The organism is Pseudanabaena sp. FACHB-2040 (assembly GCF_014696715.1).
In the GTDB taxonomy this organism is placed as follows: Bacteria; Cyanobacteriota; Cyanobacteriia; order Phormidesmidales; family Phormidesmidaceae; genus JACVSF01.
Genome location: NZ_JACJQO010000001.1, coordinates 226,812 through 250,694 on the forward strand (window position 1 = coordinate 226,812; position 23,883 = coordinate 250,694).

The window sequence follows — 23,883 nt, forward strand, 5'->3', positions numbered from 1 at the left end:
GGCAAAGCTTGAACAAAATGTTGGCGCGATTGCCCCTGCAGAGAACCGTGGCATGAAGATCTTACTAGTCAATGACTATGCAACACTGACCGGTGGCGCAGAGATGATGATGCAAACCCTGCAAACTCATCTGCGGAGCCGGGGGCATGACGCTCGTCTTTTTGCTAGCACAGCCCAAAAAGACAAAGCTGAGAGCATTGCCGATTATGAGTGTTTTGGAACGACTTCTCGATTTCGGACTCTACTGCAGACGGCAAACCCCTGGGCAGCCCATCGACTCCATCAGGTTCTCACAGAATTCCGCCCAGACGTAGTACACGTACGTCTTTTTCTGACTCAGCTATCCCCGCTGATCCTGAAGCTGCTGCAGGCAGTTCCCAGCATCTTGCACATTGCTTGGTACCGTCCGATTTGCCCGGTTGGCACCAAAATGCTGCCGACAGGGGCGAGCTGTCACCACTCGGTAGGGGTCGCCTGCTATCAGAAAGGGTGTCTGCCGTTAAGGGATTGGGTTCCTCTGATGGCGCAGCATCGACTGTGGCAAGCCTGGCAAGACAGCTTTGATGTCGTTGTCTCTAATAGTTTTTCGGTACATGAGTCTCTACTCCAGGCAGGTATCGCGTCTACCCAGGTAATTTGGAACGGAGTGCCTGTAAGACCTCAGCGCCCACTGTTGACTTCAGCGCCAACGGTAGCTTATGCCGGACGACTAGCCTCCCCAAAGGGGGTAGATGTCCTGCTCCAGGCGTTTGCCAAAGTAGTTTCCCACAGGCCCGAAGCAACTCTGCTGATCGCAGGCCAGGGAACGGAGAAAGACAGCTTAACGGCCCTGACGCAATCTCTCAATCTGCAAGAAAACGTGCTGTTTCTGGGTCACCTCTCGCGGGAGGAGATGGAACGCCGTTTTGCATCTGCTTGGGTGCAGGTCATTCCCTCTCGCTGGGCTGAGCCGTTTGGGATTGTTGCCACAGAGGCCATGATGCGAGGAACTGCGGTGATTAGCTCAGATACTGGTGGGTTAGCAGAAATTGTTGCGGACGGTCAGTCTGGATTTTTAGTTCCACCAGGTGCGGTTGAACCTCTGGCAGATAAACTCTTGCTCCTGCTGCAGGACCGCGACTTAGCGGAGCAAATGGGCCAAGCAGGGCGCGATCGCGCCCTGCTTAAGTTTAGCGAATCAGCTTGTGTCAACCAGTTCGTTGAGCTATATCAGACTCTCCTAGCCTCAAAGGAGCAAGGATCGCTGGCGGCTCCACCCTATTCGGTATCTTCTTTAGGCTCTTTCCATGGTTCGTAAGCTTCCAATCGATAACTTTCAGTATTGGGAGAGTGATGTGCTGCGCTCTGATCTAAAGCAGCGATCGCTACACTCTGGCTTAATCACTTTTGGTGCACAGCCCGTCAAGGTTCTGATCGGTGTTAGCACAACAGCTATTCTCGCTCGTCTCTTGACGCCCGCTGATTTCGGTTTGGTAGCGATGCTCCTGCCGCTGCTCGCCATAGTCGATAGTGTGAGCAATTTAGGATTGGAAACTGCTACGGTGCAGCGTGAGGGTATGGATCACCAGCAGGCTAGCGCTGTGTTTTGGATCTCCCTCAAAATCAATGTCCTCATCATTGCCGCTATGGTGTTAGTGGCTCCTCTACTCGCCCGGTTTTATGAGGAGCAAAGCCTAACAGCGATGGCCATTGTAATGGCCATTGGGGTAGCTAGTGTCTGCCTATCCTTTCAACACAAGTCGCTGTTGAAAAGACAGATGCAGTTTGGCGTACTGACATCAATTGAAGTCGTATCGCTCGTTGTAGGCGCAGGAGCTGCCATTGCGGTAGCCTGGATGGGTTGGGGGTATTGGGCGCTGGTGCTACAGCTTGTGGTGCCTCAAATCGTTCAGGGAGTTGCTTACTGGCTATTTTGCGGATGGCGACCAACAAAATATGTCAAGCCTTCACAGGCTGACACCAATGTTCGCGCAATGCTTTCCTACGGTCTTAACCTCAGTGGTTTTCGCCTCATTACCCGCATCGGGATGAAGCTGGACCAGGTTTTGATCGGCTACTTGAGTGGAGCCAGCGCCTTGGGTCTGTATTCGATGGCTTATCAGTGGGCCTACTTCCCTTTTAACCAGATCTACCCTGCCCTGTTTGACGTGGCTGTCTCTAGCCTCAGCCGGGCAGCCTCTGATCCTCAGCAGTACCGAAACTACTGTCGTCAATCTCTGACGCTGATGTTTGGTTTTTGCATGCCGGCTATGGCCCTCTTATTTGTATCAGCACGAGATTTCATGCTGCTGCTGCTAGGAAGCCAGTGGCTTGTAGCCGTTCCTATTTTTCAGGTGCTAAGCGTTGCTGTTTTTATTGGCAGCCTGTACCGAGTGACAAAGTGGATCTATGTCTCAGTTGGCCACACCCAACGCCAACTGCAGTGGGGCTTAATTCATACCCCTGTCATGATTACGGCTGTTGCTATTGGCTCTCATTGGGGAGCCTTAGGCGTCGCTATAGGCTACGCCACAGGAATAAGTTTACTAACTTATCCTTCAGTAGCTTTCTGCCTCCAGCTTTCCCCCCTTACAATGGGGGATTTCATGAGCACCTTTCTGCGACCGGCTACTGCATCTATTGCCTCAGGTTTTCTTCTATTTCTTAGCCGACTGATGCTGACCGCTCCTGGAGTGCTAATTTTAAGCTTGATTCTAAACTTGGTGATATTTGGGGTGCTGTATATTGGCATCTATGTTCTTTTGCCGGGTGGCCTAAACGAAATTAAAAGCCTCTATTTGGAGCTAAAAAATCTGCTTGCTGCGAGAAAAAAGAAACAGTAAAGAATTAATTCAACTCAAGAATTCGCTAGATCTCAGCCGCCTAAAAGCAAACTGGGCTTAACAATTTAAAGCTGATCTATTCCTAACTAGCCCAAGTTAACAAGTGAGAAGCTAACAGCAACAAGTGTCGCCTGGGTCATCCATCTAAAAAAATCTAGAAATGAACCCAAGATGAGTTAAAAATGAGCAATCCTTCAATCAGTATTATTATTCCCACCTATAATCGGCCCTACTTATTGCCACGGGCCGTTCAAAGCGTGTTAGACCAAACGGTGGACGACTATGAGATCGTCGTCGTCGATGACGGCTCACCAGAACCTGTCAAGTTGGCAGAGCATCCTCGCCTTCGAGTGATTCACTTACCAAAAAATCAGGGCTCTGCAGCTGCTCGCAACGCTGGGGCCAGGGCTGCTCGGGGCCGCTGGATCATGTACCTAGATGATGACGATCGGCTTCTGCCCCACATGCTGGAAGTTTCGCTAAAGGGATTGACGAACACTAACCTACCCCAGCCAGTGGCTGTGCTGTCGGGTTTAGAAGTTGTCAATGTAGCAGGTCAAGTTATTGATACTCGCTGCCCCCCCACGCTGCCGAAAGGTTCTCACTTTTTTCTTGAAGAAATTGAGCCTGAAAAGTCCTTTCTCTCTAAGCAGACGTTGGTAGTTGAGCGAGAGCTTTTTCTAAGTATTGGTGGGTATGACGAAACTTTTCAGTCCCGCGTTCACACTGAGCTATTTTTGAGACTAAACCCCGTTTGCTCAATTGTTGGTTTACCCACGGTAACCTATCAGCTGATAGCTCATGAGGGGCCTCGAATTTCCTACAATCCGGCTTTACGTCAGGTTAGTTTCCGTCATCTAATCAGCAAGCACCAGGCTATTTTTAGAGCCCATCCTAAGATGTTTTCAGATTTTGTATACCAGCATGCTCGGACATCTTATCAGTTGGGGCAGAAGCGGGCGGCTTTTGCTAGCCTGCTATGGGCTCTCAAACTTCATCCCGTTCATATTTTGAGTAAAGCGAGCCAGTTTCTCAAACTGAAGTTAGGCCTGAAAAATAGCGCTGCTGCAACAACGCTATCAGAAAATCTTCCTTGACTGCTAAATCAGCCTCATCTACCCTTTGCACAGTGTTACGCAGTAGTTATCTGTAAAGGAGGTAATTTTGAAAAAAGCGTCAATTTTTTATATCATCCGAGGGTATCCTCAAATTTCTCAAACCTACATTAAGTCAGAACTTGAGGCTGTCTATGATGATTATGAAATCACTATTGTCTCGCGCCAACCCTCAGATATTCCTTATCAAAATAGCTACCCCTATCATGCCCTGGTAGAGCTGGACGCGATTCAGGCATTAATTGAGCAGGTTAAGCCTGATGTCCTCCACACTCATTACCTCAATCAGCTGCAGTTTGTAGGGCCGCTAGCCGAGCGAACGGGTACTCCGTTCACGGTGCGATCGCACTCTTACGACACCCTCTCGCTCCGGCCCAAAAAGCGTCTAGGAAAGCTTAGACAGATCGTTGAGTGGAATACGCCTCAGTTCAAAAAGGTCAGAAACATTCGCAGTAATTTGCACTGGTCGAACCACGAACTTTGCGCTGGAATTTTGGCGTTCCCATTTGCTCGTCCCTACCTAGAGAAGGAGGGTATACAGCCAGACAAAATCATCGACTGCTTCCCGGTCATCAACTATGACCTCTTCTATGACCGCTCACCGAATGGCGACGCCATTATGAATACTGGGGCGGCTATTCCCAAGAAAAAAATGTCTGACTACATTCAGCTAGCGTCTTGGATGCCTGACAAGGAATTTAATCTCTATGCCTTGGGATATCGAGTAGATAAGCTCGAATCCTTTAATAAAACTAAGCAAAATTCAGTCAATTTCATTCCGCCTGTAGAGCCAAACCAAATGCCTGCAGAATACAAGAAGCACCGTTGGTTGGTCTACACAGCTGCCTTTGAGCTAGCAACAGTGGGTTGGCCCATGGCAATTGCAGAAGCCCAGGCGGCAGGAGTAGGCGTTTGCATGCCTAGAATTCGAGCTGACCTTGAGCAATATGTAGGTCAGGGAGGGTTCCTCTACGACTCTATTAATGACGTGCCGGACATCATTTCCAAGCCCGTTCCAGAGGAGATGCGAGAAGCTGGATTTAGTCAGGCTAAGAAGTCAGATATTCGGGGACATAAACACCTTCTAACAGACCTCTGGGACAATGTGGTCAGTCGTTCTCAGACCTTTGCCTGCTAGCTTATCTGCCCCCAAGATTGTCTTCACGCTAAACAAGGGTTGCTTATCGAAAAAAATTGCGAATTTTTTGGCGGTACCCACGGGCTCTGAGCAACACGTTTTAGATACGTCTAGCTCAATGAATTAAAGGGCTTCCTATCATTCTCTACATAGGCTTCAGATTATGGACACTCCATCCGTTTTTTTATCAGTTGTTATTCCAACCTACAATCGCCCTCAGCGACTAGCGCTCTGCCTCAAGGCATTAGCTGAGCTGGATTACCCTTGCGATCGCTATGAGGTTGTGATCGTAGACGACGGGAGCCCCATGGATCTCGAGCCGGTAGTAGCCCCTTTTCGCGATCAGATGACACTAAGTCTAATCAAGCAGGCTAATGCTGGCCCTGCCAAGGCCCGCAACGTCGGTGCTTATCATGCCAAAGGCCCGTTTCTAGTGTTTACCGACGACGACTGTATGCCTGCAGTGGGTTGGCTAACCGCTTTTGCCCAACAGCTAATGCTGACGCCTAAAGCTTTTTTGGGGGGGCACACCATCAATGCTCTACCCCAAAACCTGTTTTCGACGGCCTCGCAGGAGTTGATTGACTACCTGTACCAGTACTACAACGAGCAGCGCCAGAAGCCGCAGTTTTTTGCTTCCAACAATATTGCGGTAGCAAAAGAGCTGTTTCTGGCCTTAGGTGGATTTGATCCTTCCTTTCCGAATGCGGCTGGTGAGGATCGGGAACTTTGCGATCGCTGGCTGCAGGCAGGCTATTTAATGAAGTTTGTCCCTACAGCCCAGATTCAACATGCCCACCATCTATCCTTGCGCTCCTTCTGGAAACAGCACTTCTACTATGGTCGGGGGGCCTTCTATTTTCATCAGGTGCGGGCTAAGCGACAGGCAGCTCCCATTCGGGTAGAGCCTCTTAACTTCTACAGCGATCTTTTAACCTTCCCGCTGCAGCGATCTTGTGCCTATCCGTGGTATTCCATCTCCATCTTGCTGCTGCTGTCTCAAGTTGCAGTTGTGGTCGGTTTCTTTTGGGAGCAGCTGGCACAGAGATCCAAAGGATCTCTAGCAATGGCAAATGAAGCTGGGTTAAGTGGGTAACTGCTTAGTAAAGTTAAGGGAGTGCATCCCAAATGTATAAATTTAGAGACTGCTTCACTTCGTTCGCAGCAGCTGCACTAGCCATTGCGAAAGAAGCGAAGCAGTTTTCTGGTTTGAGACAAAGGTATTTCCGTAAAATGGGGTACTTCTAAGTAAGGCTCGCAGCCCAATACTTTAACAAAGACTTAGAAAGCACGAGGTTTCCAGAAAATGCAGCTCGGTATTTTAACCTTAGAAAAGGAGAGGCGAAGAGTTTTTTGGGTGTTGTGCCTATCTGCCCTTTTGGCGACGCTATTTAGGCTGCTGTCCCCTATCCAAGTTGAATGGGATTTGGGCATACAGTTAGAAGCTGCCCACCGTTTACTCCAGGGTCAGGGACTAACAAATGCGTTTTATCCAAACCTCGACCTAAATCTACCACCAACGCCCCAAAATCTGACCCACTTCCCCCCTGGACTTTCTCTAACGGTTGCCGCACTGCTTTACCTCAAGTTGCCCTTGGCTACGGCACTCAAACTCATTTATGGAACTGCCATGCTGGTAGGTTGGGTTTGTTGGGGCCTAATGAGCAGCGCCATTCTCTCCAAGGGGATCAAGCTACATAAATCGGCTTTACCGCTGCAGTACGCCGTAGCTGTTCTGCTTCCGCTTCTCTATACGCCTTCTTGGACCCTGCAAGGCACCGACATAATTTTGTGGGGCGGAGTGCCTCTGATCACTCTTCTACTTTTTAACACGCAGGCATCTCCAATCAAGACTCGATTGCTGATTGCCGCCGGCCTGCTGGTTGGCCTGCTGTTTTCCTTCCGTTATGCTGCCGCCTTTCTCCTAATTGGAGGATTTCTTGTTCTCCTTCAGGTTAATTTTCCGAAAATAAAGGCTTTTTTGGTTAGCTATTTAACCTTTTTCCTATCTTCTCTAGCCGTTATTGTTCCTGTATTTGCCTACGCGAAGCTGGCCTCAAATACAGAGCGAAATAATTTTCTGTCGACCCACAGAAGCAGCCTAGATGGCCGTAATTTGTTTGAGCTGATTCAGCTTTTCTTTCTAAATACTTTTAGAAGTTTAAGCCATCTATCTGATGCTTTTGGCCCTCCTCTCAATAAGCTCTTTAGCCCGTCTATTCGAGAGATTCCCCTAGTCAACTATATTTTTGGCACTATTCTTTTACTGACTATTTTATTGCTGCCAGCCTTAATTATCAGATCTAGAAACCTCAATCAAGACACTCTCAAAAAAGATGAGCTGTTAACGTTGGCTCTTCTCGAGATCTCTTTAGTTACTTTTCTCATTCTTCTAACCTTTCCGCTTGACTATAGCCCGCTCAGCATTTCCAGATATTATGAACCCTTGAACATTGCCTTGATCCTTATTATTTATGGCATTGCCTCAGCGCGAGACTTTAGCAAGTATATTAGGGCTTTAGCTGTAGTCTTTGTTGTGGGGTTCCTGGCCTACAACCTCAACCTTTCCTTCAAAGACCTGCTTTTAGGAAGAACGCTGAGCCGTATATCGGGAGGCTATTCGGAGGTCGCCGTTCAGGCATGGCCAGGTAATCAGGTGTTTTCTAGAAGTCAGGAAACACTCTTGAGGATTAGGGAAATTCAGGAGGAATACCCGGACGCTCTTTTCTTTGTTCAAGCTTATCCGTACTATATCTTCGATGGTTCTTCTAACTTCAGAAGCATTCCCGACCCGGCATTTTGGCGAGAAGCCTATCTCAGCCAAGACACGAAGCTATTTTGGGTACTGCAGGAGCCTGACTGCAAAGAGGTCTGTAGTTCTGTAGGCAACTTCAATGCAGGCTGGCCGAAACGGATTGACCAGGTATCCCGCCTGCCCAATCTCGAAACTTATCTAACGATCCCGCCCGATACAGAAACGTATCGCATGGTGGCTCCCGCTCCCATCAAGATTATGACTGCGGATCTGCCTGCGGGCTACCGCTTTGGTCAAATTCCGTCAGTGGCTAAGCCTTAACTGGTGATTTGACAAAGCGGAAATGGGAGGTTGCGATCGCAACCTCCCGCCGCACCCGTCTCCACCTAATTTTTTTGACCGCGCAGCAGTTGCTTCACCGTGTCAATCATGTCATTAGGGCGAAAGGGCTTAGCAATGTAAGCATCGGCTCCCTGCTTCATGCCCCAGTAGCGATCAAACTCTTCACTTTTAGAGGAGCAGATCACGACAGGAATATCTTGGGTGTTCGAGGTGTTTTTAATCCAGCGGCAAAGCTCATAGCCATTCATGTTAGGCATAACAATGTCGAGAACCACCAGATCGGGCGGATTGGTCTCAATTAACTGCTTGGCCTCAACTCCATCTTTCGCCTCTACAACATTCATCCCGGCATTAATTAAAAGCCCAGCGATCATCTCACGCAGGGTTGAACTGTCATCCACAATCAAAACTGTACTCATACCTGTGCTTCGCCGGGAAGTGCGGGTCCTCTAAAAATTTCTTCGTTCAGTTATTATGGCCAATTTGTGACCATGCGAACACCTAGTGCCAGCAGGGCTGCAAAGTCGTCCGTCTTAGGCATCGAGTACCTCTAAGACAGCGCGAGGCTGCAGCTTCTCCTTAAACCATACAATTTTGACCGGGATTTGGTTCAAGCTCACCCCTGCCTTCTCCAGATTCAGGCGCTCAGAGACGGCCAAAATCAGGTTGTTGCGCTCAGCTTTTTGCACTTGGGCAAATTTTTTGCGCAGGTATTCAGGCCGCCAGTAGCCTACGATCTCCAGCAAATACTCTCGCCCATCGGGATGTACCAGACGAAAATCAGGAATCATGACGCTGCCAGGGATGGGCACCAGATCTACCTCTCGCTCCAGCCGCCACTCGGTCTTACTGACCGGCCAGCGCTTAGCAAAAGACTCTTCTACCATGCTGTCATAGGGTTTGCCGGGGGGATAGTGAGACACTAGGCCGCAGGTAGAGTCCAGCGTAAAAGTCTTCTCCCGCAGCTGGTTGCTGTAGCTGTCTTTCCAGTGGAGAGTGGCCGTTAGGCTCCAGCGGGTAACATGCAGCAGGGCCGGAATCAGTTTGGCAATGTCCAACCCATAGCGAGTGCTGGGCTTGAACAAACTGGTAGGGCCATCAATGGTAACCGTGAAGCCCTGATCAGCATCTCCCTCAATGTAGGCCATTAGGCGAAACAGCTTGAGGTACTTGAACATGAGCTTGTACTCACCGGGGTCGTTGCGGTGCAGGTTGAGTACGACCTGGCTAGCCCGGTAGAAAACACCCTGTACCTGAGACAGGTTGTAGCGGTGAATCAGCACCTCTGGGGTAGGGGCCTCAAACTCAGTTAACATGCGGTTTTCCTGCAGATCAGCGTATAGGCCCTGCCGCAGATGGGCAACAGTAACCTCGCGCTCCAGTTCTTGGCTCAAGCCCTGGGCCAAAATATCTAGGTGCTTCTCGGTTGCCTGCAGGCTAGGAGCCGTTTGAGTCGCTAGGGCAAAAACCCGCTGACGCAGAATTTCCGGCTCTAGAGGGCTAACAATATCTAGGGTGCAGAAGTGGGTCTTGAGCAGGTGAGCCAGCCCGCGCTTGATGCGGTAGTTTGTGTCTTCGCCTTCGAGTTCCTGCAGTTGGCGGTTGAGATCACCCTGGGTCTGGCTAACATGGGCCTGAAACAGATCGATCAGGTCAGTCGCAATAGATCCATTGGCTGCATTCAACTCTAGCCGCCGGGGCTGAATCGAATCGCCCTGATACCGATGGATAAGCAGATCAGCCGGTAGCGTAGCAGTCGCCTCCCTCAGGTACACTCTCTCCTTAGCACTCTACACCGAAATTTTGTGGGAGGTTGGACTATGCCTCAAGTCTCGCTGGAGGAATTTGTTGCAGTCATAGCTCAGGGCCAGGCTCTGGGAAGTTTTGAGACCGATACGGTACCGGCGCTGGCCGCTCGACCTAACTCCAGCCACCTAATCTACAAAGCCAAACAGCGTGGCCAAGACAAGCCTCTAATTTTGATGGCAGCAGCCTTAGAAGATCTGCTGCCCTACGTAACCGGCACTGCCGCAGAAATTGACATTTGGCGGCAGGTGACAGAGCAGTTTTGGCCAGGGCCGCTGACTTTAGTGCTGCCCGCCAGCGACCAAGCACCCGCCGCCATGAATCCTCAGCAGACAGGGACCCTGGGGATTCGGGTGCCTAACCATGATTTGGCCCGCTACCTACTGGCTCGCACTGGTCCCTTGGCCACTACTAGCGCTAACCCATCGGGCCAGCCGCCGCTGCAGACCCTAGCCGAGATCGAGGCTAAGTTTCCTGACGTTTTGGTGCTGTCGACCCAGGCCCAGCAGCAGATTGAGCAGTGCCTCGGCTCAGCCCCTACAGCGCCCAGTGTGTCGGGTATGCCCTCGACGGTAGCCCGCTGGCAAGGAGGAACTTGGGAAATTTTACGGCAGGGGCCGGTGCGGCTGGAACCGCCTACAGGTTCTCATGTCTAAGGGGCAGAGGCTCGTCAGTTCCTCGAAGACTGGATTTGTTAGACAAAAGCAAGGAAAATCGCGGAAGTATCAAAGCTTCTTGATAAAAAACCTCAACGGGGGTGTCTTTTCCTTTGAGGGCTGGCATACTCACTTAGAGTCTTCCCGAGGGAAAAAATGGCAGCAGCAGCGCTCGTAGCCGGACTAACACTAGGTGGATTAGCCGGATGGTGGCTGGGCCAGCGCCGAAAAACCGCTGACGCCTCGCTGTCTTCAGCCCCAGTGGCCACCGCTCAAGCAACGTCTGAAGAGTCAGATACCGCGCTAGCCTACCAGCGAGCGCTGGCCTTGGCTCAATACCAGGCCGGCTTTTTGGCCAGCACCTCCCATGAGTTGAGATCGCCCATCAACCAGATCATCAGCCTGCATCAGCTGATTTTAGAAGACCTGTGTGATGGCCCTGAGGAGGAACGGCTTTTCCTAGGCCAGGCCCAAGAAGCTATCACTAAAGTCTTGAAAAACCTAGACCTCCTGATCTCAATCTCTAAGCTAGAAGTCGGTCGAACCATTCCTGAACTGCAGCCGTTTTCTATAGCCGCCATTTTTTCTAAAGTGGAAAAATGGGTTGCAATGCAGGCCGCTAACCGTGGCTGCCGTCTAAAGATTATTGATCCTGACGACGCTCTTTATGGCTACGGCGATCCTCAGTGGCTGCAGCAGGGGCTGGTGCTGCTGGTGGAGAGTGCGATCGCAGCCGAATGCGGCCAAATTTTCCTTGAGGCTTATCCAGCAGATGCTAAAACGCTCACCCTTGTCCTTAAACACGACGGTTCCCCCAACACCTGGCAGGCTACCTCCGAGCCCTCTGCAGAATCGAGCCAGCCAGCCCCAGCTGAGGTGCTACAAGGACTTTCTCCGGCATTTCGCCAGCGGTTAGCAAACCAGATTTTAGCCAGGATGGGAGGCGAGGTGACCCTCTCTCCAGTTTCTTCAAATGGGTCGGAACTGCCCCAGGAGAACGAAAACTACACCTGTTTTTACATCTCTTTGCCCAGTATTTCTCTAGCGGATTACGCCGACTCCGAAATTCCTTGAAGGAATAATGTAGAAAGTGGATAGACCCTACTGTGCAGAACCCTGCCCTTAGAGGGACAGGGAAACCAACCAAGCTACATCCAAAGAGCTGGCATAAGTAGCTAGCTTAGCAACTGCTTGTCAATCCTTGCTTCTGATGTTGATACCTTCCTTCAGGTAGGTCTTGACTGCCTCAGCAAACTTCTCTTCAGCCGTTGGTCCTGGCTTTTCCTGAAGCAATTTATTGCCGAGCAAAATCTCGTTTGTCCAAAGAGCTAGAACAATCGCAATCAGGATGAAGATTTCCATGGGAACCAGGATAATTTTTTATCAACACGGCATTACCCAAGAGATTGCAGAGATCCTATGTTTACGAAATGCGCATAGGGGCTGAGCACAGAAAGGACTCTATATTACTACCCAGTCTGAGCAGACAAAATTCCAGAAAGATTTGCCCTAATATACACAGCTTTTAGAGTAGTGCTTTGCAACATCACGCTGCCTTTAGCGGTGTAGCTTCTAGAGAGACCGCTTATAGAACGCTCGCTCAACCGGGCCTGATCGACAAGATCCAGTCCCACCGGGGCGCTATTGTTTCATAAGGTTCACCATTTGAACCAGCTGTTGTTAGATCATCAATCAGAACCTGATGACCGACCGCTTGCAGCAACCTCTTCAGCTCTTGAGCGAACTGCTGAGCTACCGGATTAGGGCTGTGGTGGGTAATTTGGATGCGTCGGCCGTGCTGCCACTCTGGCCTTAGTCCCAGATGGAGCATCGGCAACTCTTCATAACTGTTCATACGACGGATAACAGCTCCCCGCACACGTTTTTTACTCACCTTTTCTGCCAGTACGTCTGAAAGCTTACGCCAGAGCTTGTAGCCTACTGATTTCTCGACATACTGAGGGTTCAATGGATAGATCTCTTCATAGGTCTGACCGCGCCAAGAGCCTATAAATATTTGCCTTTCTAGATCATTGAGGCGATGTCCTTTTTCGCTATAGAGCAGGTTGTCAACCCAGGTAAGTGCTGCTTCAGCGGTCAATTCATGAAAAGGGCAAGGGGTATTCATTGGGCGATCTCGAAAGAGCCTTAGGGGGATTTAAAGCATCCTTTACTGGCAGAACAAGCTGCAGGTAAGAGATGTCTTATTTAATACAGAGGCTACGGGAGAAAACCGATATTTCTTCTGATCGAGATCACACAAAAGACTGATCAATGTCGCCTTCTAGTATCTTCAATGCTCACAGCCAGAATCTTCTGAAGGGAGTTTAATGTTAATTACTGTACTGAGCTGCGTTTGTAGGGAAGAGCTCGAAATCTCGCGATACAGGTGTTTATTCCGCTTTTCTTGCTTCCTAAAGGCTGCTCCAATCAAACTTTTAGATGGAGCGGCTGCAGTAGGGTTTAAGGCAGGTCTAATTCATTGTAAGAGACGAAAAATTTAGTCAACTTGGCTGGCAAGCTGACGTAAAGCGGAGGTGACTGAATCAAACCCTTCAGCCGTAGCAAATTGATTGTAATAAAGTGAAGCAGGGAGATGTTGAGTAGGGTATTTTTGCATTTGAGCCTTTCACATTTGAGCCAGTAAAGCATCTGCAGGCGCTTCTTTTGGCTTGCACTGTGGGCATATTGAAGCGATTTCTTCAACTGCTCTTGGCTCTCTGCGAGCTCAATAGCGAAGGGCCATCCCGTATGGGTTACCTCCCAGTTTTGCGGTTATCCCTATTTTGACGCAAACTCACACGTAATTGATATGACTGCTGAGCCACCGGATTGGGGCTGTGCTGGGTAATTCGAATGCGTCGACCGTGCTGCCACTCTGGCTTTAGCCCCAGATGAAGTATCGGCAACTCTTCATAGCTGTTCATGCGACGGATAACGGCTTCCCGCACACGTTTTTTACTCACCTTTTCTGCCAGTACGTCTGAAAGCTTACGCCAGAGCTTGTAGCCTACTGATTTCTCGACATATTGAGGGTTCAGTGGATAGATCTCTTCATAGGTCTGACCGCGCCAGGAGCCTATGAATATTTGCCTTTCCAGATCACTGAGGCGATGTCCTTTTTCGCTATAGAGCAGGTTGTCAACCCAGGTAAGTGCTGCTTCAGCAGTCAATTCATGAAAGGGGCAAGGGGTATTCATTGGGCGATCTCGAAAGAGCCTTAGGGGATTTCAGGATCCTTTACGGGCAGAGCAAGCTGTAAGTCAGAGATGTCTCGTTTAGTACAAAGGCTACAGGAGAAAACCAATAACTTTTCTGATCGAGATCACACAAAAGACTGATCAATGTCGCTTTATAGTATCTTCAATACTCACAGCCAGAATCTTTTGAAGGGAGTTTAATGTTAGTTACTGTACTGAATTGTGTTTGTAGGGAAGCGGTCAAAATACTCGCGGTACAGATAGTTCATCCCGCTTTTCTTGCTTCCCAAAAACTGCTCCGATCAAGCTTATAAATGAAGCGGCTGTAGTAAGAATTAAGAATATTTTATGAGGTTTTGAGAAGCTTTTTTGTGGTTCATTTGGCTCGTTTTTTTAGGAAACTGCCTGAATATGAATTAAGGTCGTGAGGTTTTCTGGTTCACAAGGCTCCTTTTTTCCGGCAAGGTATGTTCATTAACTATCCGTTGTGCGACTAACCCTGTAAGAGATGCGGCCTGGATTTTGGCATTCAACGGAGGTAACAAAAATGGCTGCCCAGTATTTCTCAAATTCAGCATTTTTAGAATTCCTACATCAAGAATTTTTAGCGTTATTTGGCGGGTCAGCTCGAATCTATTGGCACAGTTTCATGGAACTGGCTGAGAGCGTGCTAGATGCGATCGCAAATTCCGATGCGCCCTACCACAACCTTGAACACACTCAGCAGGTGCTAACCGTAGGCCAATTGCTAATCCAGGGCCAGCACCTTTACAGCAGAGCCGTCAACCCTAGTGACTGGCTGAACGTGATGGTAGCCCTGCTGTGCCATGACATCGGCTATCTGCGCGGCGTTTGCCAAGGCGACGACTGCGCTAATGGCCGCTACAGCAGTGGGAAACCCGGTCAGTTCGCTGACCTGTCAACGGGCAAAACCGATGCCTGCTTGGCCCCCTACCACGTTGATCGGGGTCAGCAGTTTATCGCCACAACACTGCACAACCACCCCCTAATAGATTTAGAGAGCGTATTGACCTACATTGAGCTGACTCGCTTTCCGGTTCCTGAAGGCGAGCTGTACCAAGACACAATGGGCTTTCCTGGCCTGTGTCGGGCGGCTGATTTAATCGGCCAATTGAGCGACCCGTGCTATCTAAAAAAGCTGCCAGCCCTTTACTGTGAATTTGAGGAAACGGGGATGAACCAAACCCTGGGCTACCGATCAGCAGCAGATCTGCGGGCCAGCTACCCCCACTTTTACTGGAGCGTGGTTTTTCCCTACGTTCGTGGCAGCCTACGCTACCTGGCAGCCACGCCTGCCGGACGGCAAACGATTGCTCGTCTCTATACCAATGTCTACCTAGTAGAGCTAGAACAGCGCCCAGACGAAATGCCCACCGAAATCAAGCGGTTTCAGCCTGACCTCTTTGAAAGCTCTCCGGGTTCGTCTAGCTTGATCTTTGCTGTTGACCTATTCAGGCAAAGCCTTATAAGGTGCTAAATCCACGGATACAAGGTATCAAAAGTGGATCAAACTTCACGCAAAAAAGTTGACACATCGACGCTTGGGGCTGGCATGATTAGGGGGGAATTTTCCCCGTTGGGGCAGACTCCCGTCACTTCTGCACTGTCCTACCCAGTAGCCTGCCCATGCTAAATGCTTTCTGGAACCAGATCACCCTTACTCCCTTTGACCTAAGCTCCTGGCGACAGGTCAGCTTGGTGCACCAGCTGCTGGCTCCGCTGCGGCAATGGCGGCAGGGAAGCTGGCTGCTGCCGTGGGGCGACTGGATTGGGCTAGGGCTGCTGATGGCGCTTTTTGGGCTGGCCCCCTATGTCTCAACGGCCCTCATTGGCATACTGATGATGGCGGCAGGTGCCCTCTGGGTGCTGTTGACCCTGACCGACGAGGCGGGGGAGGGGCTAACGCCCATTCACCTGATGGTCATTCTCTTTTGGGGCGTCATGGCGCTGGCAACAGCGATCTCTCCGGTCAAGGCTGCTGCGCTGCAGGGGCTGGTTAAGCTCACCTTAAATCTGCTGGTGTTTTTGCTGATGGCCCGCGTGCTGCGCCGCTCCCAAGCTCGCAACTGGCTGGTGCTGGCGCTGTTGCTGACCTCTCTACCCGTGGCCGGGTACGGCCTGCGGCAGTACTTTTTTGGCGCAGCTGCTCTAGCGACCTGGGTAGACCCCTTGTCGGCCTCGGCCACGGCTACCCGCGTCTATAGCTACCTGGGCAACCCTAACCTGTTGGGAGGCTATCTCATTCCAGCGGTGGGCCTGAGCGCAATGGCTGTTTTTGCTTGGCCCCGCTGGCTACCCAAACTGCTGGCCCTGCTGCTGGTTGGGGTCAACACCATCTGTCTGGTGCTCACCCTAAGCCGAGGAGCCTGGATTGGTTTTCTGGTTGGCGGCTTTATTTTGTTAGCTCTGGTAGTGCATTTCTGGAGCATTCGCTTTACACCTTTCTGGCGACGCTGGGCAATGCCGCTGCTGCTGGGCAGTGCTGCTGCGGTAACGGTCTTAGGCGTGTTGGCGGTTGACCCTCTGCGGGCTCGTGTACTGAGCATGTTTGCCGGACGGCAAGACAGCAGCAACAACTTCCGGATTAACGTCTGGGCCGCTGTTATCGAAATGATTAAGGATCGACCCATCTTGGGCATTGGTCCCGGCAACGATGCCTTCAACGCTGTTTATCCGCTCTACCAACGACCCCGCTACACAGCTTTGAGTGCCTACTCTATTTTTCTAGAGACTGCGGTGGAGGCTGGGCTGGTGGGGCTAGCCGTCTTAATCTGGCTCTTGGTCGTAACTTTTAGCCAGGGCTGGGTGCAGCTGCAGCGCCTGCGGCTCACCCAGGACAATCAGGCTTATTGGCTGATGGGTGCGATCGCAAGTCAGGCCGGTATGCTCTGTCACGGGCTGGTCGATACCATCTGGTACCGGCCCCAAGTCAGCACCCTCTGGTGGCTGATGATGGCTATTGTTGCCAGCTACTACGTAACCGCTGCTGCACCTGCTGATGAGTAGAAAAGGGTTCCGTGGCACTCAACCCATCTTTATTTTTAGTATTGCTTTCGTTAGTGCTCTTGGGTTGACTCTTGCTGCAGCACAAACATGGTGGGGACAAGGGTTCACAAGAATTTTGTGGACATGCTTGGTTGCTGCACTGCCGGGGCTACATGGGGCGTTAGTTGCCAGCAGTGCACTCCAATACCACAGGCAAACACAATCCAGTAAGGAAAGCCTGACGGTAGAACTTATCTGTGCTGGTTTGTTAGCGACGACTACTCTAGTGACGCTCCTCAGTTTATCGTCACTCCTGGCCTTTTACTTTGGTTGGGTTTTAGCCGCTGCCGCCGCTTTGCCGCTGGCCATCACAGGAAGCATTGAGACTCTCCAAGCAGTTAAACGCAAACGCCATCGACGCCGGAACCTGGTGAGGCTACTGCTGAATGTTTCTGCTTTGCTAATCTACTGTCTTCTTGTGTTTTTCTCGTCTTTTCTTGTCATCATGTGGCTATCAGGAGAGCCTTACATGGGTAACTAGCTGCAGCCTGCTGCAGTTAGGTCTAATGAGGTGAGCAGCCACTAGCCCTTCCACAGGCGAAAAAGCGCCGAAGCACCGCTACTAGGCAAGGGTAAAATCTGGCTGTGCGCTCGTTCTCTAAACCTAAGAACGTCACGAAAGTTTAAGCAACAGAGCTGCTTTGGCCGTGATTTTAGGGAAATAGTGCTCAAACACCCATAAGCGGGAAAGCTGAGGTGTGTTTGACTAAAAGTTGGCCCTATGCAGCAAGACTATTGGCTCCCCCTCGCCCTGCCGGTTTCATTTGTCTCGATTTCAGCGTCTATTGCCCCTCAACAATTGCTAGAGACACTTAATCAGGGCGATCGCTTCGTTGTCCTGTTTTTTCTGGCTATTCTGGCAGTATTCACCCTGGTTGCCGCTGCCATGAATGAAGCCACTTAGTCAACACTGCTTACTTACCGCCTGCAATGTCGATAAAGGCACCGGTTGTATACGAAGCCTCAGCCGATAGCAACCACAAAATTGCATTGGCAACTTCAATCGCGTGCCCACCTCGCTTCATGGGAACAGATTCTTTTACGCGCTCAACCCGATTTGGCTCACCGCCGCTTGCGTGAATGTCGGTGTAAATAAAGCCCGGACGCACCGCATTTACACGAATACCCTCATCGGCAACTTCCTTTGCTAGCCCAATTGTCATTGTATCGATAGCTCCTTTGGAAGCTGCATAGTCTACGTATTCACCAGGGGAGCCCAGACGAGAAGCCACGGATGAAACATTGACGATAGCGCCTCCTGCTCCGCCGTGTTTGGTAGACATCCGCTTAATAGCTTCTCGGGCGCACAAAAAACTCCCGGTGATGTTCGTCGCAAAGACTCGATTGAGTCGGGCAGCATCAATATTCTCTACCCGCGTTTGCTGCTCTAAGGTTCCAGCATTGTTAACGAGGGCCGTCACCTTCCCTAATTGTTCATCCACCGTCTGAAAAAGATGAACCACATCTTCTTCGGAGGCAATGTCAGCTGCGGTTGCGATCGCACGACCACCAGCCTGTGTAATAGAGCTGACAACGCTGCGGGCAGCCTCCTGATTGCGAAGATAGTTGACGCAAATAGCATAACCTTGCTCAGCAGCTAGGCAAGCGGTAGCCGCACCAATGCCGCGACTACTGCCTGTAATAATCAGAACTTTTTCCATTTCTTCTTATCGGGCACTTACAAATGACTTTCCCAAAAATACAGCATTCAACTGACTCAATCCAGATTAATGAGCAAAGCCTTCGATAACTACACAACCCAAAATATGGGCAGGTTAATAACTAAGTTGAGCGGCGACAGAACGATCTGAGGTGAAACGCGAAGACTCAGTTCGCCACTTTAAACTTGTTAGCTTGTGGTGTATGCCCAGATCTCAAACTTCGCTTCAGATGATAACTCTACTGCTAATGAGCCATAATGGTCATTACAAAACTCTTCAAACTCTTCCATTACACAATAGAACGTTTCATCTGGCACTAGCCAGCACAATCCATATGCTCGCGACTTGTAGAAACCGAGTAGTTCTTCAACCGTGTTACTTACCGTCCATTCCTTAGCTATTAAGTAATTAGATCGATAACCTTTGTTGTGAAAATATTCCTCTACCTTGATTTCATCAATTGATTCATATACCTGTTTTAAGACTTGCGACCCTTCATACTTAGACAAAATAGCTCTGAAGTGGTGCTCAAATTTTCTTCGGGCAGGCAGAGTGACCCATTGAGCATTTAGGTAAAAACCTTGTAGCTTCAGAACGCGATCGATTTCATTCAGAAACATTCTCCAATTGGAAACGGTGTGAAGCATGTGAACAGTCAGCACAACGTCAAAACTGCCATCTGGAAAAGGTAACTGTGAGGCATCTGCATGAATCAGCCTTAAATTTTTAGGAATTTCGTGCAGCTTTTGGTACAACTGCTTGAGCATTTCCTTAGAAACATCGATTCCAGTTACAGAATAGCCTCGTCTAACCAAGGGGAGAACGTTCAAACCAGTGCCAACACCTGGTTCTAAAAAAGTAGTCTCAGGTGTTGCTTTGACTAAGGTAAGAATAAAATCTGCAACTTCCTCAGCAATTGATTTTGTCAACCAACGAGTTTGGTCATAAATCTCAGCAATGTTGTCGTAATAGTTGGATTGTCCCACCCTGTCAAACTCCACAGTTTACTCTTGACTGACTTATCGCTAGCGTAAAGCAATTTAACGAGCCGGTTCAGCGGCATTAGGCACTCCTCAAGATCGCTTTGACACTTCTGTCTGCTCACTGCAGCCGAGTAGCTAGACACGGCTACTAGATCACTACTTCCCTGATTGCCGCAGCAATAGTTCTTCAGGGTGATACAGAAACTATGAATTTAGTTCAATCTATCTTAGTAAAGTGAACCTGTGAACTTGCATGACGACAGCCTTGATTACCGGAGCCTCTGCCGGCATCGGTGCAGAATTTGCCCAACAATTAGCAGTGCGTCAAATTGATCTTGTACTAGTCGCTCGTTCCCAAGACAAGTTACAGGAACTCGCCAACTCACTCAAGCATCAGCATCAAATCCAAGTAGATATTATCGTTCAGGATTTGACAGCAGCAGACGCCACAGAAACAGTCTTTCAAACTGCACAGCAGCTTGGAAGATCAATCGACATACTGGTTAACAACGCTGGAATTGGAGATTACGGTGATTTCGCTGAAAGCGATCGAGATTTTCAGCTAAAGATGGTGCAGCTCAATATGGCGACGATTGTGGATTTGACCCATCGCTTCCTACCTGGGATGCGGCAACGTCAAACTGGCGGGGTCATCAATCTGTGTTCGGTGGCCGCGTTTCACTCTATGCCCTACTTCTCGATCTACGCAGCAACAAAAGCATTTATTCTCAGCTTTAGTGAAGCTTTGTGGGCAGAGAATCGCAGTTACGGAGTGCATGTGCTGGCTGTTTGTCCAGGGCCGGTTGGCGTTAAGTTTTTCAAAGAAGCAGGATTTCCGCCGTTCTTGGTTAACGTAGCTGCAAGATTTGATACGCCGGTTGAGACCGTTGCACAAGAGGCCCTAAAAGCATTTGAAAACCGAAAGCCGCTCGTGATTCCTGGCAATCTGATTAATCCCATTCTTGCTGTGCTGCCCCGGTTTCTGCCACGTGAGGAAGTTTCCAGCTTCTGGAAGCTGGTATTAGGAAATAACGTTGGCAAATGATCACGCTCCCACTTTAGATCGTTGGTTTGATAGAACGAACCGATTTCGACAGAGCAAACAAAACCAATTCACTAACAACAAAACAAACGAACTGGGAGACTTGCGATTGAGATAGACAAAGAATGATCAAGTGATAGCGATCGCACACCCTCAACTATGCCGATGCTGATAACTGGAGCGACCCCATTCCTATAGGCCGCCCCGGCGAGTGGATGGTGATCACCACCAGATACCCGCTAATCGAGTAGTGATCTTGACTTAGCCAGACAGGGCATTACCTGTAGGGGTGTTGTTGTTTGGGCAAGCGCACCAATTTGCTAGCGAAAGCTGCTTTTCGTTGGCTGGTGCGTCACGCGCTGCGATGACACACTCTACAAAAATACTAACAAGGTGGTGTGGGCAGCGTCTACCCACACCACCTCCTAATCCCTAGCCTTAGCTACTCAGCAGCCTTAGACTTCGAGCTACGAGACTTGGTTGTACCTGACTTAGTCGTGCCCGATTTAGTTGAGCTAGACTTAGCCGTTGTCGATTTGCGAGTCGTCTTCTTTGCCGTCGTGGTCTTGCTTGCCGCAGCCGTTTTCGTCGTGCGACCAGACGACTTGCGGGTAGTTTTCTTTTTCCCGCCCGCCTTGCTGTTTAGCCATTCAACCGCCTGTTCCAGCGTCACCGCTTCGACCTCAACCCCTTCTGGTACGGAGGCATTGGTCTTGCCATGCTTGACATAAGGGCCGTAGGGACCATTGAAAATGGCAATCGTTTCCTCATCCTCTGGGTGCTTGCCCAGATCCCGCAGCGGCTCAACTGACTTTTTGCGGCCCCGGCTCGACTTTGGCTCAGACAGCAGATCGAGTGCCCGATCTAGCGAGACAGACAACACATCGTCATCCTTTTTGAGAGAGCGATAGTCTTTGCCCTCTTTGCCCTGGTCATGAACAATGTAGGGGCCAAAGCGACCTTGGCTCGCCTTAACCGGTGCGCCAGTCTCGGGGTGAAAGCCCAAGGTGCGGGGTAGAGCCAACAGCCCAACCGCAACCTCTAGCGTCACATCGTCTGAATTCACACCTTTAGGGAGAGAGGCCCGTTTAGGATTAGGGTTCTCATCCGTTTTTTCTCCCATCTGGACAAAGGGACCATAGGGGCCAATTCGCAGGTAAATCGGTTCCCCAGTGTCAGGGTGCAGGCCTACTTTTTCAGGCCCTTCCAGCTTTTGCTTTAAGATCCGCTCAACCTGCTCAATGTCCAGATCTGCGGGGGGCACATCCTGGGGAATAGAGGCTTTGACCGGCTCGTCCTCGCTCTCCACTTCGATGTAGGGGCCGTAGCGGCCAATCCGTACCCTGGCATCTAGATCGGCTAGCTTAACTGTCCTGGCATCAGCCGGGTCAATTTGGCTCTCCCGCTCGTGTACCTGATTTTCTAACCCCTGTTCACCCCGGTAAAAAGCCTGCAGGTAGGGCAGCCATTCCACCTCGCCCGTTGAGATGTCATCGAGCGTCTGCTCCATGCGAGCCGTAAAGCCCACATCTACCAGGTCTGGAAAATGGTTTTCCAACAGCGAAGTGACAGCAAAGGCCGTAAACGTTGGCACTAGGCTATTAGTCACCAGTCGCGCATAGCCCCGATCCACAATGGTGCCGATTACGGTGGCATAGGTGCTGGGTCGGCCAATGCCCTCGCTCTCCAGCGTTTTGACCAGAGAGGCTTCGGTAAAGCGGGCAGGGGGCTGCGTTTCGTGGCCAATTGCTTCTAGATCAGAGCAGTTGATTGCATCGCCTACCGCCATTCGAGGCAAAATCACCTCCTGATCTTCCAGCGCCGCATCTGGATCGTCTGAACCTTCAACGTAAGCTCGGAAAAAGCCCGGGAAATCAATGCGCTTACCCGTCGCCCGAAAAACCGCATCCTCAACTTCAATGCTGACCGTAATGTGGGTTTGCCGGGCCTCTGCCATCTGAGTGGCTACCGTCCGCTTCCAGATCAGATCGTAGAGGGCAAATTCACGGCCCGATAGGCCTGTCTCCTGCGGCGTTCTGAAGGTACTGCCGGCAGGGCGAATCGCTTCGTGAGCTTCCTGCGCCCCCTTAGACTTGGTTGTGTACTGGCGTGGTTTGGGACTGAGGTACTCCTTGCCGTAGCGCTGCTCCACACAGGAACGAGCTGCCTCCACTGCCTGCTGCGACAGGTTTACTGAGTCTGTCCGCATATAGGTGATGTAGCCCTGCTCATAGAGATTCTGAGCTACCCGCATAGTTTCTCGGGCAGAGAGTCGCAGCTTGCGGTTAGCTTCCTGCTGGAGGGTAGAGGTGGTAAAGGGCGGCGAGGGCTTGCGAGTAGATGGGCGCTCATCCAGGTTACTGACAGTCCACGCTCCCGACTGGAGCCGCTGCTGCAGTGCTCGCGCCTGTTCCTCACCCAGCAGCAGCACATTGCGGCCATGAGCAATCTGGCCAGTAGACTCGTCGAAGTCGCTGCCGTTAGCTAGCCGAGTACCGCCTAGCGTTACCAGCTTAGCCTCAAAAGGGCTTTTCTCTTTTAGTAGAGAAGCCTTGAGATCCCAGTAGGAGCCTTTGCGGAAGGCGCGACGCTCTTTTTCCCGCTTCACCAAAAGCTTGACAGCAACTGACTGCACCCGTCCGGCAGACAGACCCCCAGCAATTTTCTTCCACAGTAGGGGCGATAGGGTGTAGCCTACCAGGCGGTCGAGAATGCGGCGAGTTTCTTGAGCCCTGACCAGCTGATCGTCAATGTCGCGGCAGTTTCCCAAAGCTGCATGGATAGCCTCTTCGGTGATCTCGTGAAACACCATGCGCTTAGTTGGCACTTTGGGCTTGAGCACCTGCAGTAGGTGCCAGCTGATGCTCTCCCCTTCGCGATCTTCGTCCGTTGCCAGCACCAGTTCGTCGGCTTCTTTCAGAGCATCTTGCAGGGTCTTAACGACCTTCTTTTTATCGCTCGGCACAACGTAGAGAGGTTCAAAGTCAGCCTCTGGGTTGACGCCCAGCTGAGCCCACTTTTCGCCCTTGACGTTAGCGGGAATTTCGCTGGCCGACTTGGGTAAATCGCGCACATGGCCCATTGAAGCCTCTACCCGATACCCCTTAGGCAAGTAGTTACGGATTGTTTTGGCTTTGGTGGGGGACTCAACGATGACGAGCGTCGGCATAAGCTGTCTTAGCGTTTTTCCGAAGATAGTTTTATCAGAGAAGCAGGAGGTGGGGGTGAATCGTCTGGGGAGTGGGGCGGGCCACTGGGAGCCTGGCTACAGCACAAAGGACTGCTGGAAGCATTCCC

21 protein-coding genes are annotated in these 23,883 nt (G+C 50.6%); 13 read left to right on the forward strand and 8 right to left on the reverse strand.

What is annotated here, in order from left to right:
* The first annotated feature begins 52 nt into the window (after nucleotides 1-52).
* The 6 genes from H6G13_RS00975 to H6G13_RS01000 all read left to right on the forward strand — a co-directional run bounded on the left by H6G13_RS00975 (nucleotide 53) and on the right by H6G13_RS01000 (nucleotide 8,151).
* Nucleotides 53-1,297, forward strand: a complete 1,245-nt coding sequence (locus H6G13_RS00975; protein WP_190481229.1) for a glycosyltransferase family 4 protein — start codon at nucleotides 53-55, stop codon at nucleotides 1,295-1,297.
* A complete protein-coding gene (locus tag H6G13_RS00980; RefSeq protein WP_190481231.1) occupies nucleotides 1,287-2,822 on the forward strand; it encodes a lipopolysaccharide biosynthesis protein in 1,536 nt (511 codons plus the stop codon). The genes H6G13_RS00975 and H6G13_RS00980 overlap by 11 nt, the downstream gene beginning before the upstream one ends.
* A 182-nt stretch (nucleotides 2,823-3,004) precedes the next feature.
* Nucleotides 3,005-3,919 carry a glycosyltransferase gene (locus H6G13_RS00985; RefSeq protein ID WP_190481233.1) on the forward strand — a complete coding sequence of 305 codons (915 nt, stop codon included), beginning with the start codon at nucleotides 3,005-3,007 and terminating at the stop codon, nucleotides 3,917-3,919.
* A 67-nt stretch (nucleotides 3,920-3,986) separates the two neighbouring features.
* Nucleotides 3,987-5,075: a glycosyltransferase gene (locus H6G13_RS00990; RefSeq protein WP_199305658.1), complete on the forward strand. Its 1,089-nt coding sequence runs from the start codon at nucleotides 3,987-3,989 to the stop codon at nucleotides 5,073-5,075.
* A 163-nt stretch (nucleotides 5,076-5,238) separates the two neighbouring features.
* Nucleotides 5,239-6,171: a glycosyltransferase gene (locus H6G13_RS00995; protein WP_190481234.1), complete on the forward strand. Its 933-nt coding sequence runs from the start codon at nucleotides 5,239-5,241 to the stop codon at nucleotides 6,169-6,171.
* 693 nt (nucleotides 6,172-6,864) lie between these two features.
* A complete protein-coding gene (locus H6G13_RS01000; RefSeq protein WP_206756499.1) occupies nucleotides 6,865-8,151 on the forward strand; it encodes a hypothetical protein in 1,287 nt (428 codons plus the stop codon).
* 65 nt (nucleotides 8,152-8,216) lie between these two features.
* Here the strand turns inward: H6G13_RS01000 and H6G13_RS01005 are convergent, their stop codons facing one another.
* A complete protein-coding gene (locus H6G13_RS01005) occupies nucleotides 8,217-8,591 on the reverse strand; it encodes a response regulator (protein ID WP_190481238.1) in 375 nt (124 codons plus the stop codon).
* A gap of 114 nt (nucleotides 8,592-8,705) precedes the next feature.
* Nucleotides 8,706-9,947 (reverse strand): DUF790 family protein, encoded by a 1,242-nt coding sequence (locus H6G13_RS01010; protein WP_347277417.1) that lies wholly within the window; start codon nucleotides 9,945-9,947, stop codon nucleotides 8,706-8,708.
* A 45-nt stretch (nucleotides 9,948-9,992) separates the two neighbouring features.
* Between H6G13_RS01010 and H6G13_RS01015 the strand changes: the two genes are divergently transcribed.
* Nucleotides 9,993-10,634 carry an L-threonylcarbamoyladenylate synthase gene (locus H6G13_RS01015; protein ID WP_190481240.1) on the forward strand — a complete coding sequence of 214 codons (642 nt, stop codon included), beginning with the start codon at nucleotides 9,993-9,995 and terminating at the stop codon, nucleotides 10,632-10,634.
* 156 nt (nucleotides 10,635-10,790) lie between these two features.
* Nucleotides 10,791-11,708 carry a HAMP domain-containing sensor histidine kinase gene (locus H6G13_RS01020; RefSeq protein WP_190481242.1) on the forward strand — a complete coding sequence of 306 codons (918 nt, stop codon included), beginning with the start codon at nucleotides 10,791-10,793 and terminating at the stop codon, nucleotides 11,706-11,708.
* 120 nt (nucleotides 11,709-11,828) lie between these two features.
* Here the strand turns inward: H6G13_RS01020 and H6G13_RS01025 are convergent, their stop codons facing one another.
* The 3 genes from H6G13_RS01025 to H6G13_RS01035 all read right to left on the reverse strand — a co-directional run bounded on the left by H6G13_RS01025 (nucleotide 11,829) and on the right by H6G13_RS01035 (nucleotide 13,834).
* A complete protein-coding gene (locus H6G13_RS01025; protein ID WP_190481245.1) occupies nucleotides 11,829-11,996 on the reverse strand; it encodes a hypothetical protein in 168 nt (55 codons plus the stop codon).
* Between the two features lie 238 nt (nucleotides 11,997-12,234).
* Nucleotides 12,235-12,762, reverse strand: coding sequence for a hypothetical protein (locus H6G13_RS01030; RefSeq protein ID WP_190481246.1), 528 nt, complete (start codon nucleotides 12,760-12,762; stop codon nucleotides 12,235-12,237).
* Nucleotides 12,763-13,390: 628 nt separating this feature from the next.
* Nucleotides 13,391-13,834 (reverse strand): hypothetical protein, encoded by a 444-nt coding sequence (locus H6G13_RS01035; RefSeq protein ID WP_190481247.1) that lies wholly within the window; start codon nucleotides 13,832-13,834, stop codon nucleotides 13,391-13,393.
* Nucleotides 13,835-14,483: 649 nt separating this feature from the next.
* Here H6G13_RS01035 and H6G13_RS01040 point away from each other — a divergent pair.
* The 4 genes from H6G13_RS01040 (at nucleotide 14,484) to H6G13_RS01055 (ending at nucleotide 17,804) form a co-directional block, all read left to right on the forward strand.
* Entirely contained in the window at nucleotides 14,484-15,332 is an 849-nt protein-coding gene (locus H6G13_RS01040; protein ID WP_190481249.1) for a metal-dependent phosphohydrolase, read from the forward strand.
* Between the two features lie 149 nt (nucleotides 15,333-15,481).
* Nucleotides 15,482-16,861, forward strand: coding sequence for an IctB family putative bicarbonate transporter (locus H6G13_RS01045; RefSeq protein ID WP_190481251.1), 1,380 nt, complete (start codon nucleotides 15,482-15,484; stop codon nucleotides 16,859-16,861).
* On the forward strand, nucleotides 16,854-17,381 hold the full coding sequence (locus H6G13_RS01050; RefSeq protein WP_190481253.1) for a hypothetical protein: 528 nt from the start codon (nucleotides 16,854-16,856) through the stop codon (nucleotides 17,379-17,381). Before H6G13_RS01045 ends, H6G13_RS01050 begins: the two co-directional genes overlap by 8 nt.
* A 240-nt stretch (nucleotides 17,382-17,621) precedes the next feature.
* Entirely contained in the window at nucleotides 17,622-17,804 is a 183-nt protein-coding gene (locus H6G13_RS01055; RefSeq protein WP_190481254.1) for a hypothetical protein, read from the forward strand.
* A gap of 10 nt (nucleotides 17,805-17,814) precedes the next feature.
* Here H6G13_RS01055 and H6G13_RS01060 read toward each other — a convergent pair whose 3' ends face one another.
* Both H6G13_RS01060 and H6G13_RS01065 read right to left on the reverse strand, forming a co-directional pair.
* A complete protein-coding gene (locus H6G13_RS01060; protein ID WP_190481256.1) occupies nucleotides 17,815-18,561 on the reverse strand; it encodes an SDR family oxidoreductase in 747 nt (248 codons plus the stop codon).
* 188 nt (nucleotides 18,562-18,749) lie between these two features.
* Entirely contained in the window at nucleotides 18,750-19,547 is a 798-nt protein-coding gene (locus H6G13_RS01065; protein ID WP_190481258.1) for a methyltransferase domain-containing protein, read from the reverse strand.
* Between the two features lie 250 nt (nucleotides 19,548-19,797).
* Between H6G13_RS01065 and H6G13_RS01070 the strand changes: the two genes are divergently transcribed.
* On the forward strand, nucleotides 19,798-20,589 hold the full coding sequence (locus H6G13_RS01070; protein WP_190481260.1) for an SDR family oxidoreductase: 792 nt from the start codon (nucleotides 19,798-19,800) through the stop codon (nucleotides 20,587-20,589).
* 439 nt (nucleotides 20,590-21,028) lie between these two features.
* Here H6G13_RS01070 and topA read toward each other — a convergent pair whose 3' ends face one another.
* A complete protein-coding gene (gene topA / locus H6G13_RS01075; RefSeq protein ID WP_190481262.1) occupies nucleotides 21,029-23,755 on the reverse strand; it encodes a type I DNA topoisomerase in 2,727 nt (908 codons plus the stop codon).
* Between the last annotated feature and the right edge of the window lie 128 nt (nucleotides 23,756-23,883).